General features: G+C 24.2%; 11 protein-coding genes and 1 pseudogene. 3 read left to right on the top strand and 9 right to left on the bottom strand.

Features of this window, described 5'->3' with window-relative positions; genetic code table 11:
• Nucleotides 1-3 precede the first annotated feature (3 nt).
• Both rlmKL and pyrD read right to left on the bottom strand, forming a co-directional pair.
• On the bottom strand, nucleotides 4-2,100 hold the full coding sequence (gene rlmKL, locus HU701_RS02030) for a bifunctional 23S rRNA (guanine(2069)-N(7))-methyltransferase RlmK/23S rRNA (guanine(2445)-N(2))-methyltransferase RlmL (RefSeq protein WP_178919247.1): 2,097 nt from the start codon (nucleotides 2,098-2,100) through the stop codon (nucleotides 4-6).
• A gap of 119 nt (nucleotides 2,101-2,219) precedes the next feature.
• Nucleotides 2,220-3,232, bottom strand: a pseudogene (gene pyrD / locus HU701_RS02025) (quinone-dependent dihydroorotate dehydrogenase).
• Between the two features lie 260 nt (nucleotides 3,233-3,492).
• Here pyrD and pncB point away from each other — a divergent pair.
• From pncB to HU701_RS02010, 3 genes are all read left to right on the top strand, one after another.
• Nucleotides 3,493-4,695: a nicotinate phosphoribosyltransferase gene (pncB, locus tag HU701_RS02020; protein ID WP_178919245.1), complete on the top strand. Its 1,203-nt coding sequence runs from the start codon at nucleotides 3,493-3,495 to the stop codon at nucleotides 4,693-4,695.
• Between the two features lie 69 nt (nucleotides 4,696-4,764).
• Nucleotides 4,765-6,165 (top strand): asparagine--tRNA ligase, encoded by a 1,401-nt coding sequence (asnS, locus tag HU701_RS02015; protein WP_158346469.1) that lies wholly within the window; start codon nucleotides 4,765-4,767, stop codon nucleotides 6,163-6,165.
• A 70-nt stretch (nucleotides 6,166-6,235) separates the two neighbouring features.
• Nucleotides 6,236-7,342 carry a porin gene (locus tag HU701_RS02010; protein WP_158346467.1) on the top strand — a complete coding sequence of 369 codons (1,107 nt, stop codon included), beginning with the start codon at nucleotides 6,236-6,238 and terminating at the stop codon, nucleotides 7,340-7,342.
• 306 nt (nucleotides 7,343-7,648) lie between these two features.
• Here HU701_RS02010 and HU701_RS02005 read toward each other — a convergent pair whose 3' ends face one another.
• The 7 genes from HU701_RS02005 to fabG form a co-directional block, all read right to left on the bottom strand.
• The gene (locus HU701_RS02005; RefSeq protein ID WP_158346465.1) at nucleotides 7,649-7,993 is read right to left on the bottom strand and encodes a histidine triad nucleotide-binding protein; all 345 of its coding nucleotides are present in this window, start codon (nucleotides 7,991-7,993) and stop codon (nucleotides 7,649-7,651) included.
• Nucleotides 7,994-8,071: 78 nt separating this feature from the next.
• A complete protein-coding gene (gene ptsG, locus HU701_RS02000; RefSeq protein ID WP_178919243.1) occupies nucleotides 8,072-9,508 on the bottom strand; it encodes a PTS glucose transporter subunit IIBC in 1,437 nt (478 codons plus the stop codon).
• Between the two features lie 57 nt (nucleotides 9,509-9,565).
• Nucleotides 9,566-10,339, bottom strand: a complete 774-nt coding sequence (locus HU701_RS01995; protein ID WP_158346461.1) for a TatD family hydrolase — start codon at nucleotides 10,337-10,339, stop codon at nucleotides 9,566-9,568.
• A gap of 42 nt (nucleotides 10,340-10,381) precedes the next feature.
• Nucleotides 10,382-11,386 (bottom strand): DNA polymerase III subunit delta' C-terminal domain-containing protein, encoded by a 1,005-nt coding sequence (locus HU701_RS01990; protein ID WP_256868545.1) that lies wholly within the window; start codon nucleotides 11,384-11,386, stop codon nucleotides 10,382-10,384.
• Nucleotides 11,362-11,997, bottom strand: coding sequence for a dTMP kinase (gene tmk / locus HU701_RS01985; RefSeq protein WP_158346459.1), 636 nt, complete (start codon nucleotides 11,995-11,997; stop codon nucleotides 11,362-11,364). The genes HU701_RS01990 and tmk overlap by 25 nt, the downstream gene beginning before the upstream one ends.
• A gap of 52 nt (nucleotides 11,998-12,049) precedes the next feature.
• A complete protein-coding gene (gene acpP / locus HU701_RS01980; protein WP_178919241.1) occupies nucleotides 12,050-12,289 on the bottom strand; it encodes an acyl carrier protein in 240 nt (79 codons plus the stop codon).
• Between the two features lie 41 nt (nucleotides 12,290-12,330).
• On the bottom strand, nucleotides 12,331-13,062 hold the full coding sequence (gene fabG / locus HU701_RS01975) for a 3-oxoacyl-ACP reductase FabG (protein ID WP_158346455.1): 732 nt from the start codon (nucleotides 13,060-13,062) through the stop codon (nucleotides 12,331-12,333).
• Between the last annotated feature and the right edge of the window lie 2 nt (nucleotides 13,063-13,064).

Raw genomic sequence — 13,064 nt, 5'->3', positions numbered from 1 at the left:
AATTCATTGTATATGTTGTATTAGCCAGGAGTAATATTTTTTATTTAAAAAATCTTTTGATTGCACTAAATGAGTAATATTTTTCACATATAGTTTCATTTGATGGATTTTATCAAAATTTAATTTAAAATTGTTTGTAGAACTTGAAAAAATAATATAGCCATTTTCTCGTAAATTTTTTTTTAAAATATTTAATAAGTCAAGATAATCTTTTTTCAATTCAAAAACTTGTTTCATTTTTTTTGAATTTGAGAAAGTTGGTGGATTAATAAATATTAAATCAAATTTTTGATAAGTTGATCTAATCCATTCCAAACAGTTTGATTGAATAAAAGAATGTTGTATTCCAATGATATTGTTAATTGACATGTTTCTCATAGACCATTGTATATATGTATTAGATATATCGATAGTAGTTGTACTTTTGGCACCTCCTAATCCGGCAAAAACAGTTGCACTACCGGTATATGCAAATAAATTTAAAAAATCTTTACCGTATGACATTGTACTTATAAGCTTTCTTACACGTCGATGCTCTAAAAATAATCCAGTATCTACATAATCAAATAAATTTACTAATAGTTTTGCATGATATTCTTGGATTATAAAAAATTTTTTGCTATTAAAAAGTTTTTGATATTGTAATTTTTTTTTTTGTTTTTTTCTTGTTTTAAATACTATATTATTAATTGGAATAGATAATATTTCTTTTGTATAATAAATTGCATGACATAATCTTTTATAAGAATCATGTATGTTTATTTCTTTTGGAGCTTGATATTCTTGAATTACTAACCAATTTTTGTACATATCTACAACAATTTTATAACTTGGTATATCTTGATCATATATGCGAAAACAGTCTATTTTTTTCCAGTCATTCCATTTTTTTAATTTTTTAATATTCTTTTTTAATCTGTTTTCATATTCTTTGTTTTTATGATTTAGTCTTTCTGACAATATTTTATAATTTTTTAAAAAGCAGTTTAATGAACCACTTTTAAAAGAAAATGTTTCATAAGCTTGTATTTGTAAAAAACTTGACAAAAATTCTGATGCAGTAAATATTGATAGTTTCCAATTTTTAAAATGTTTTTCAAACATAAAACTAATTTGAATATATAATGCTACTAGCTCGCTTTCAGTATTTTCTTTTTCTTCATACGGTGGATTACTTAATAATACTCCCATTTCTTTATTTTTGTATGGGTTGGTAATGTTATTTAAATTAGATTTTGAAAATTGAATAATTTCTAATACGTTTGCATTAAATGCATTTTCTTTTGCTTGTTCTATAATTTTTTGATTATAATCAAATCCAATAAATAAATTTTTATGACATTTTTTTATGCTCATTTCAAATTTTTTATTTGCTTCATTAAGAACTTCATTCCATAAAAAATTGTTATATCCTTTCCAAAATTGAAAACCCCACTTATTTCTTTTTAATCCTGGCGCTCTGTTAGAGTAAATCATAGCTGCTTCAATTAAAAAAGTCCCAGAACCACACATAGGGTCTATTAAAGGAATATTTTTTTTCCATGCGGAACTTAATACAATTGCTGCGCTTAAGTTTTCTTTTAATGATGTAATATTTGAAAATTTTCGGTAACCTCTTTGACTTAAAGAATTACCAGATAAATTTAACATAATATTTATTCTGTTGTTAGTTAATAATGCTTGAACACTAATATCAGGATTAATAAGATTAATATTAGGATATATAGAATATTTTTCATAAAATTGATCTAAAATTGCATTTTTTATAGTTAACGCTCCAAATAAACTATTTTTAATAATATCGTTGTTTCCTTTAAATTTTACTAAAAATGTATTGTTGAAATATAAAATTTTATCCCAATCAATCTGATAAGTATTAGTATATAAATCATGATTACTATTAATAATAAATTTTTTAATACATATATAAATCTTAGAAGCAATTCGACTCCATATTAAACTTCGGTATAATAGTAAATCCTCACCTTCATAATAAATACCTCCTTTAATAATATGTAAATTTTTTGCTCCTAAAAAAATAAGTTCGTTTTTTAATAATTTTTCACATCCTAAATTTGTGCTTGCATATAAATAGTTCATAATCTTTTTTATGTTTTATAATGTAAATTATTTTCGAAAATATATTTTTTAAATATTTGATTTAAAATAATTAATACTGTTTATTTTTTAAATCAAAATTTTTATAAATATGAAATATTTTATAATTTTTTAATTATATTTCTAATAAATTTTGGGCCGTGATATATAAGCCCAGAATATATTTGTATTAAATCAGCTCCTAAATTTATTTTTTCTTTTGCTGCATTTAAAGAATTAATTCCACCTACTCCAATTATAGGAATTTTTTTTTAAGTTGTTGATGTAATATTGAAACTACATCATTACTTTTTTTTTGTAAAGGTAAGCCACTGAGACCTCCTTTAATTTTTTTACCTTTTATTTTTTTATATATAGAAAAATGATTGGTAGTTGTATTAGTTGCGATAACTGCATCTATATTAAATTTAATTAACTGTTTGGCAATATAAATTATTTCATTTTTTAATAAATCTGGTGAAATTTTAATAGCTATTGGTACATATTTAGAATATTTTTTATGCATTTCCTCTTGTTTTATTTTAATATTTTTTAGTAAATTTTCAAATAATGCTCCATATTGTAACTTTCTTAGATTTTTTGTATTGGGAGAAGAAATATTAATAGTTATATAGTGAGTATAACAATATATTTTTTCTATACATATTAAATAGTCGTTGATTGCATTATTAATAGAAGTATTTTTATTCTTTCCTATATTAACTCCGATTATCCCTTTAAATGTTGATTTTTTGATATTATAGATAAGATTTTCTATACCAAGATTATTGAATCCCATATTATTAATAATTGCTTCTGATTGAATTATTCGAAACATTCTTGGTTTTAAGTTTCCTGTTTGAGGCAATAAAGTAACTGTTCCTAATTCAATAAAACCAAAGCCTAGTTTAGAAAAAAAGTCTATATATTCACCATTTTTATCCATTCCAGCAGCCAAACCAACTTTATTAGGAAATTTTAATCCCATACATTTAATCGGAACTGATGGAATGGGTTTTAAAAATAAATTTATTAATATTTTTATGTGTTTAAGGTTGAGACATTTTAACATTAATGTATGCGATTTTTCAGGATCTATTAAAAATAAAAGTTTACGTATTAAATAGTAAAACATTATAATTCCTTTTTAATTGCTACATAAAATATGTATTTTTCAAATATTTTTTTAATTTTAAAAAATATAATTGTTTTATTATAATTCTAATCAACATTAAAATTTTTACATTATTATTAAGCTATAATAAGTAGATGTTTCAAAATTGATAACTTTCTTATTTATGCTATATTTTTATATGAATTTTATAAATAATTTAATATTAAAAATTATATAGTAATTAACATAATACAAAAAAAGTACTCTAAAATAGATATACTATGAAAAAATATAATTATCCAATAGTAAAAACATTACTCGATAATGACGCATATAAACTTCATATGCAACAAGCAGTGTTTTTTTTCTATAAAAATGTTGATGTTGTTGCAGAATTTATTTGCAGAGGTCCTAATATACTAGGGTCTTATTCACATGCTTTACTAGATCAAATTAATATGATGGAATCTTTATCTCTAAGTCATGAAGAATATCTATATATGAATTCGTTTCCATTCTTTAAAAAAGAATATTTACATTGGTTAAAAAATTTTCGATATAATATAACTCAAGTCAAAGTAAATAATTATTATGGTCAATTGCGCATTCGAATTGCTGGGTTATGGAAAGAAGTAATTTTATGGGAAGTCCCTATTTTGTCTTTAATTAGTGAGATTTTTCACAAAAATAATTATCCTGAAGTAACACCAAACATTGCGGTAGATTATTTAAACTTAAAATTAAAAAAATTTTTTAACTATACTAAAAATTTAGATTTATCTCGTTTAAAAATTATTGATTTTGGGACAAGACGCAGATTTTCGTATAATGTACAATATTCTATTGTAAAAAGATTGAAGCAACAATTTCCTTTTTTAGTTGGATCCAGTAACTATCATATCTCTCGTGTTTTAAAATTATCTCCAGTAGGCACTCAAGCACATGAATGGTTTCAAGCACACCAGCAAATTAGTTCTAATTTAAAATATAGTCAATCGTTAGCTTTAAAAATATGGTTGTGTCAATATAAAAAACATCTAGGAATTGCTTTAACAGATTGCATTACAATGGATTCTTTTTTACGCGATTTTAATTTATTTTTATCTAAATCTTATCAAGGAATGAGACATGATTCAGGCGATCCAATACAATGGGCTAAAAAAGCTTTAAACCATTATCAAAGTTTAGGCATTGATCCTTCTAGTAAGACTTTATTATTTTCGGATAATTTAAATTTTAAAAAAATTATAACTTTATATAAAAAATTTAATAAGAAAATTAATATTATATTTGGTATTGGAACAAAATTAACTTGTGATATTCCACATGTAAAACCATTAAATATTGTAATCAAGCTAGTTAAATGTAATGGGAAACCTGTAGCAAAAATATCTGATAGTCCTGGTAAAATGTTTTGTTTAGATAAATCGTTTATGCAATCGTTGTTTAAAGCATTTGATTTGCCTTTAAAAAATATAAAATAATATTAATGATTTTGATTAAATTTGTTTCTAAAAATATTATTTAAGAGATGAAGTATAAAGGAAAAAATTATGAATACAGTATCAATATCAAAAATATATAAAAATGATACTATGTTAAATGATGCAATTAGTATATGTGGATGGGTTAAGAGTCGTAGAAGTTCAAAATCTGGGTTTTCTTTTATTACAGTATATGATGGATCATGCTTTCATTCTATACAAGTTATTGCTAATAATACTTTATATAACTATGATAAAGAAATAATTCGTTTGACTATTGGATGCTCTATATTAATTAAAGGCAATCTTGTTTTGTCTCCCGGTAGAAAACAAGAATATGAAATCAAAGCCACAGAAGTTCAAGTATTAGGATGGATAGAAAATCCAGATACTTATCCAATTTCTTCTAAAAAACATAGTTTAGAATATTTACGAGAAGTAGCACACTTGCGCGGTAGAACAAATTTAATTGGGGTCATAGTAAGAATACGAAACTATGTATTTCAATTATTACATCAATTTTTAAATAAAAAAGGATATTATTGGATTCCGACACCTATTATTACTAATTTAAACACTGAAGGTGCTGGGGAAATGTTTAATGTTTCAACATTAAATATGAAAAATATTCCTAAAAAAGATAATGGCTCCGTTGATTTTAAAAAAGACTTTTTTGGAAAAGAGTCTTTTTTAACTGTTTCGGGACAGCTTAACTTAGAAGCATATGCTTGCTCCATGTCTAAAGTATATACTTTTGGACCCACTTTTAGAGCTGAAAATTCAAATACTGTTCGTCATTTAGCAGAATTTTGGATGTTAGAAATTGAATCATCTTTTTTAAATTTAGATGAAATATCTAAATTCTCTGAAGAAATGTTGAAGCATATTTGTAAATATGTTTTAAAAGACTGTATGACAGATATTAAATTTCTTAAAAATTATATCGATAGTGATATAATTAATCGTCTTGAACAGTTCTTATCATTAGATTTTATACGTATAAAGTACACTGAAGCTATAAATATTTTAATAAATTCTCAAAATAAATTTGATAAAATCATTTATCCAGGAACTGATCTAAATTCTGAACATGAACGTTTTCTTGTTGAGAAACACTTTAAAAGACCTGTAATAATAACTGATTATCCAAAAGAATTAAAAGCATTTTATATGAGGCTAAACGATGACAAAAAAACTGTTGCTGCAATGGATCTCTTAGTACCAGGTATTGGTGAATTAATAGGTGGATCTCAACGTGAAGAACGTATTGAAATATTAGATTTACGTTTATTAGAGTTAGGTCTTAAAAAAGAAGAGTATTGGTGGTATCGAGATCTGAGGCGTTATGGAACTGTTCAACATTCAGGTTTTGGTATGGGTTTTGAACGATTTATTTCTTATATTACTGGAGTATCTAATGTAAGAGACATAATACCATTTCCTCGTACTGTCAAAAGCTCTCGTTTTTAAATAAATTTTTATATCAAATTATTTTTATAATTGTTTAATTTATATTTACTAACAAGGTAATTTAAAAAATATGAACAAAAAAAAATCTTTATCAATTTTAATACCGATATTATTTGCGACTAGCAGTGCAGTTAAAGCCGCGGAAATTTTTAACAAAAATGGTAATAAGTTAGAGTTATATGGAATTATAAACCCTAATCATGAATTTTCTAATAGTTTTTTATCTACTAAAATTACATCCAAGGAAGATAACACTAATGCTGTTTTAGGGTTATCTGGGAAAGTTAATATTACTAATAAACTTTCTAGTTATGCAAAAATTGAATATAAAACTGATTTTTTTATGCCTGAAGAATTAATGAATCAACAACAAAATAATACTATACGTTTAGGATATGCTGGTTTGAAATATGGCAATTTAGGATCCATAGATTATGGTAGAAATTATGGTGTTATTCATGACGTCGAGTCTTTGATTAATCGTGCTCCATATATTATAAATAATAGTGTTTTTGCATATAATGATAATTATATGGTAGGTAGAAATGGAAGCTTGTTAACTTATAGAAATGATAATTTTTTTGGTTTAATTGATGGTATTAGTTTTGCATTACAATATCAAGATGCAACTAAAAATAGACATCCAAGTCAAAAAAATAATTCAGGTTGGGGTGCGTCTTTAAAATATGAAAGTGATTCAGGATTAACTGCTATCGGATCCTGTTTTACATCTAAAAGAACTCATTCTTCAACAGGTAAAAGTTTAATGAATGAATCTGTTAATTCGTATGGACTAGGTTTTAAATATGATGCTAATAATATATATGTTGCTGCTTTTTATGGTGCTGCAAGAAATTTAACACCTCATAACATTCATGGCAGTAGTTATATAAATGAAACGCAAAATATTGAAGCCATCGCGGAATATACTTTTAAATCTGGATTTCGTCCTTCTTTAAGTTATCTAGATTCTAAAGGTTATAATATGCATAGTTCTAAAAAAAGTGAACTAGGTCTAGCTAAACAAATTAACATTTCTACTCGTTATGAGTTTAATAAAAATATTTCAACATATATGAATTATAAAATTAATTTGTTAAAAGAAAATGATTTTATTAAAACAAATAAAATTTCTACAGATAATATTATTGGTGCTGGATTAGTTTACCAATTTTAATTTTACGTTAAGTAATTTTTTTAAATAAATTTTTTGAAAAAATTTTTATATAAAAAGTAAAGTTTAGAACTTTCTACTGATTTATAAGAAGTAAAATATATTTTTTTTCAATATAAAATATATATTTTATACTGTACATTTTAGTAGAAAGTTCTACTTTATTAAAAATTTTCATAATTATTTATAATTAATATATTTTTTAGAAAACTTCTTTTTTAAAAAATAAACAGCTATAGGTGAAAATAAAATAATATATGCAAATATTCAATTACTATTTAAATAATTACCTTTTCAAAAGAATTATATTTAATATAATGTTTTTAACTTAGTTCCACCTAATAAATGCATATGTAAATAATTAATTTCTTGCCCTCCATTTTTATTGCAATTAATAATAATTTTATATCCATCTTCACTAATATTTCTCTTTTTAGCAATTTTAACTGCAATATAAAACATATGTGCAATAATGTTCTTATTTTTTTTATTTATTTCATTTGCTGTTTTTATTACACAATTTGGTACAATTAATATATGTATAGGAGCTTTTGGATTTATATCATCAAAAGCCGTGACTATATTATCTTGATACAAAATATTTGATGAAATTTCTTTTTTTATGATTTTTTGGAAAATTAAGTCATTATTCATAATAAAATATTTATATTTAAATGTTTTTATAAAATACGTCAATTATTGGGCGAGTTACGTTTTACTCACCCTATTTTTTTATTTATTTTTTATATATTCATCTATCGCTGTCTTAATATTTTCAGATCTAGTTCCGAAAACCGCTTGTACTCCTAACCCTGATATTACCACCCCTGCTGCTCCTAAATCTTTTAAAGCAACTTTATTAACTTTTGACACTTCTAATACTGTAATACGTAACCTTGTAATGCAAGCATCTAAATTTTTAATATTTTCTTTTCCTCCTAAGGCATAAACAATATCAGGTGCTATCTCATCATTATTTTTTGTTATAGCATTGTTGCTTTTATTCTCTCTTCCTGGGGTTTGCAAGTCAAATGTAATTATTAAAAAATAAAATATAATATAATATAAAGCACCATATAAAATGCCAACGATAGGAAAAAGAAATAATTTACTGCTATGTCCGCTTAGTACTATAAAATCTATAAATCCGTGTGAAAAACTTGTTCCTGCTCGCATATTTAAAAAAATACATAATGGAAAAGATAACCCTGCCAAGAAAGCGTGAATAACATATAATATTGGAGCAACTAATATAAATGAAAATTCAATCGGTTCTGTAATTCCAGTTAAAAAAGCTGTTAATGCAGCAGAAATCATAATACTTCCTATTTTTTTTTTATTTTCTTTTTTTGCTGCATGCCAAATTGCTAAAGCTGCTCCTGGAAGACCATACATCTTGAAAATAAATCCTCCTGATAAGTTTCCAGCAGTTCTATCTCCAGCTATATATCTTGCAATATCACCATGAAATACTTGTCCAATAGAATTAGTATACTCTCCAATTTGCATTTGAAATGGAACATTCCATATATGATGTAAACCAAATGGAACTAAAGCTCTTTCTACTAAACCATATAAAGAAAAAGCAAAAATTGGATTTTGATAAGCAGCCCATTGAGAAAATATTTGAATTTTTATAGCAATTGACGGCCAAATTAAAGACAATACTAATCCTATAAATATTGCAAATAATCCCGAGATAATAGGAACAAATCTTTTTCCTGCAAAAAATCCTAAATATTCAGGTAATTGAATTTTATAGAATTTATTAAACATATACGCAGAAATTCCTCCTGCTATAATACCACCTAATATCCCTATGTCAGAAAAATTTTTACTTTTTGTTACATCGATTTTTGTATGTAATATAGTATTAGGTTCTATTACAGATAATGTTTTAATCAATATGCTATATGCTACTACTGCTGCTAATGCTGCTACACCATCGTTGTTACTAAAACCTAAAGCGACCCCGATTGCAAAAATTAGTGGCATATTTGAAAAAACAGACCCTCCTGTTTGAGCCATAATTTCAGAAATAGTATCTGGTAATAAGCTAAAATGAGCCGATCCTATACCGAGCAATATTCCTGCTATTGGTAATACTGAAACAGGTAACATAAGTGATTTGCCAATTTTTTGAAGGCTTGAAAATACATTTTTAAACATATTAAAAACTCCTAAGTATATATAAAATATAAAATTAATCAAATAATATATTTTATTTTAAAATCTAAATAATGTATAAAAATTATTTTTTATAATTTCAGAAAATTTTTTTAAATGTATTTCTTTTATTAAACAAATATGTTTTGCTATATCAATTAAATAAGCTGGTTGATTTTCTTTTCCTCTATGTGGAGTCGGTGATAAGTATGGAGAATCTGTTTCAATTAGTAAATTTTTTAATGGTATTTTTTTTAACGTATTTCTTAATTCAATTGAATTTTTAAAAGTAATGATTCCGGAAAAAGAAATATAAAATCCTAAGTCTAATAATTTAAATGCTGTTGTGTAATTTTCAGTAAATGAATGTATAATACCTCCACATTTTTCTGCATGTTCCTCTTTTAATATCTTTATTGTGTCGTTTATAGCATTTCGTGTGTGAACTATGATAGGTTTTTTTAAATTTATTGCAATTTGTATATGTTTTCGAAAAAAATATTGCTGTATTTTTTTTGTTTCATGTGAGTAATAATAATCTAATCCTGTTTCACCTAAGGCAATTACACGTTTGTCTATTGATAGTGACTCTAATTTCTTAAAATTTTTTATTTCTTTTTGACAATATATAGGATGTACACCGCAGGAATAAAAAATAGAATTATATTTATCAAATAATTTTTTTATGTTATAAAAATTATTAATAGAAGTAGACACTGTTAAAAATTTTTTTACATAACTTTGATTTGATTTTTTTAACATATCTTCTATATTTTCATGTAATGAATCATAATTTAATTGGTCAAGATGACAATGAGAGTCAATTAGAAACATGATTTTATCTCTTTTCATTTAAAAATTATGCAACAATTAAAATTAAATAACAAAACTTAAAATTTTTTCCCATTTAAGTAATTGTTCTAATAATAATAGTTCGCTATTAATACCAGGTACATTTAATAACCTATATCTACATTTAGTCCATGTATAAATACTGTGATGCAAAGTCAAATAATGATAATTACTAGAAAAAAATTGAATTAATTCAAATTGATCAAAATTAGTTAATTTTTTTTTTTGATTAAAATATAATTGTATAGCATCAAATAACAATAAACAGATCCAATCTATTTTTAATATAGTATTCTTTACAGATAAAATTGGTAACATTCTTAGTAGATTTTGATTTTTAATAGATTTTAAAAAATATAAAAATAAATTTTTTCTTTCTTCTAAAAGACCATTATTAATAAATTTTTTAGCAGATATTGGCGATCCTTGATTAATCCGTAATGAAATTAAATTTAGTATTTTATTTGATAAATTTTGATTTTTTAGCCAATTTAAACTTTTTTTTTCTAGCGGAGGAAACAATGTATATATCAAACAACGACTATGTAGTGTAGAATTTACTCTTAAATTATTATAATCTATTAAAAAAAACCAAGTTTTTTTTGGTGGTTCTTCTAATGTTTTCAGCAATGCATTTTTTGCAGATTCTGTCATTTTTTGAATATTGGATAAAAATATTATTTTATTTTTTCCTTGATTGGGATATTTAAATATTTTTTCATTGATTTTTCGAATATGGTCAATGGTAATTATATCATCTTTATTTTTAATACATTGGTGCCAGTCTGGATGGTTTCCACATAGCATTAATTGGCAACTATGACATTTCTTACAATATTTAATTCCATTTTTTTGATTGCATAACAACCATTTACTAATTTTTAAAATTAATTCACATACTCCCAGTCCTTTTATAGTTTTTATTAAAAATGCATGATGTGTTTTTTTAGTTTGATGTTGTTTGATAATTATTTTATACGGGTTCACTAACCAAGGGTAGTATTTCATATGAATTGTTTTTGAAGCCATTTTAATAGTTGTTTTTTGATATTATGAGTAACGTTTTTAATATCTAAATTAGCATCAATTTTAATAATTTTTTTATTACATTTTATATTGTTTAAATAGCTTTTTCTTGTTTTTTTAAAAAATGTTAAAGACCGATTTTCTATTCTATCTAATGGACTTCTTTTTAATATTCTTTTTAAACCAGTTTCAGGTTTGACGTCTAAATATAAAGTTAAATCAGGAGTGAAATCTTTCAATAATAAATTTTTCAACTGATTAATAATATGTTCACTAATACCTAAACCTCCACCTTGATAAGCTAAAGAAGATAAGTCGTGACGATCTGAAATAACCCAATCTCCTCGTTGTAATGCAGGTTTTATAATTGTTTCAACTAGCTGCATTCTTGCTGCATATACTAATAGTAATTCTGTTTCTCTAGTAATTTTTTCTGTATAATATGTTTTAATTAATTTTCTTATTTTTTCTGCGATAGGTGTGCTACCTGGTTGACGAACTAATACAACATTTTTAATATTATTTTTTTTTAAAGTTTTCTGCACATAAAGACATGCATTGGTTTTTCCTGCGCCTTCTAATCCTTCAATTACAATAAATTTATTTTTTATCATTATTTTTTTTAGATATCTAATATAAATTCATTTTAAGTGGTATTTAATAATTTTAATTTTTTAGTTTATTATTAATAAAATCCACAGCGTTTTGTACTGTTTTAATTTTTTCTGCTTCATTATCAGATATTTCTATACTAAAATCTTCTTCCAAAGTCATAATTAATTCAACAACATCTAATGAATCCGCTCCAAGATCCTCTAAAAATGAAGAATTTTTAGTAATATTATCTGTTTTTATATCTAATTTTTTAGAAATAATGGTCTTTATTTTCTTTTCAATGTTTTTCATGTTATTCACTTTTAAATGTTTTATTTTACGTAATATAAAATTTACATGTACATACCACCATTGATATGCAACGTTTGACCAGTAATATAAGAGGCTTTTTTAGAAGACAAAAATATAACAGCATCTGCTATTTCTTCTACTGTACCTAATCGTTTCATTGGAATTTTAGATAAATAATTCTTATATTGAAATATATTTAAATCTTTAATAAATTCTGTTTGAATAAGTCCTGGGGCAATAATATTGACAGTGATTCCTTTTGACGCAACTTCTAATGCTAATGTTTTATGAAACCCAATAAGACCTGCTTTTGCAGAACTATAGTTAATTTGGCCTTTATTTCCTGTATAACCAATAATAGAGCTAATTGTGATTATACGCCCTTCTTTTTTTTTGATCATTGAACGAATAACTGCTTTAGAAGTGTAAAATATAGATGTTAAATTAATTTTTATTATATCTTCCCATGCTTCATTGCTCATATTAATTAATAGTTTGTCTGATTTTGCTCCAGCATTATTAATTAATATATCAATAGAACATTCTTTTTTATAAATTTCTTTAATTTTTTCTGAAATAGAATGAGTATCTTTTAAATCTAAAATTAAACCAAAACCGTTTTTTTTTAAATATGTATTTATTACTTGAACTCCATATTGAGTAGTAGATGTGCCAATAACTTTTATCCCTTGTTCTATCAATTTTATAGCTATTGCTTTTCCAATACCTTTATTTGCGCCTGTTACTAAAGCTGTTTTTTTTAAATTTTTCATTG

Source organism: Buchnera aphidicola (Aphis gossypii) (assembly GCF_013394915.1).
Lineage (GTDB): Bacteria > Pseudomonadota > Gammaproteobacteria > Enterobacterales > Enterobacteriaceae > Buchnera > Buchnera aphidicola_AZ.
Note: the sequence above shows the minus strand (reverse complement) of the source record. Positions and strands in the feature narration are given on the sequence as shown.

Coding starts and splice junctions, on each gene's coding strand:
- pncB (WP_178919245.1), top strand. CDS start 3,493: ATGAAAAAATATAATTATCCAATAGTAAAAACATTACTCGATAATGAC.
- HU701_RS02010 (WP_158346467.1), top strand. CDS start 6,236: ATGAACAAAAAAAAATCTTTATCAATTTTAATACCGATATTATTTGCG.
- tmk (WP_158346459.1), bottom strand. CDS start 11,997: ATGATAAAAAATAAATTTATTGTAATTGAAGGATTAGAAGGCGCAGGA.
- fabG (WP_158346455.1), bottom strand. CDS start 13,062: ATGAAAAATTTAAAAAAAACAGCTTTAGTAACAGGCGCAAATAAAGGT.
- acpP (WP_178919241.1), bottom strand. CDS start 12,289: ATGAAAAACATTGAAAAGAAAATAAAGACCATTATTTCTAAAAAATTA.
- asnS (WP_158346469.1), top strand. CDS start 4,765: ATGAATACAGTATCAATATCAAAAATATATAAAAATGATACTATGTTA.
- HU701_RS01990 (WP_256868545.1), bottom strand. CDS start 11,386: ATGGCTTCAAAAACAATTCATATGAAATACTACCCTTGGTTAGTGAAC.
- ptsG (WP_178919243.1), bottom strand. CDS start 9,508: ATGTTTAAAAATGTATTTTCAAGCCTTCAAAAAATTGGCAAATCACTT.
- HU701_RS02005 (WP_158346465.1), bottom strand. CDS start 7,993: ATGAATAATGACTTAATTTTCCAAAAAATCATAAAAAAAGAAATTTCA.
- rlmKL (WP_178919247.1), bottom strand. CDS start 2,100: ATGAACTATTTATATGCAAGCACAAATTTAGGATGTGAAAAATTATTA.
- HU701_RS01995 (WP_158346461.1), bottom strand. CDS start 10,339: ATGTTTCTAATTGACTCTCATTGTCATCTTGACCAATTAAATTATGAT.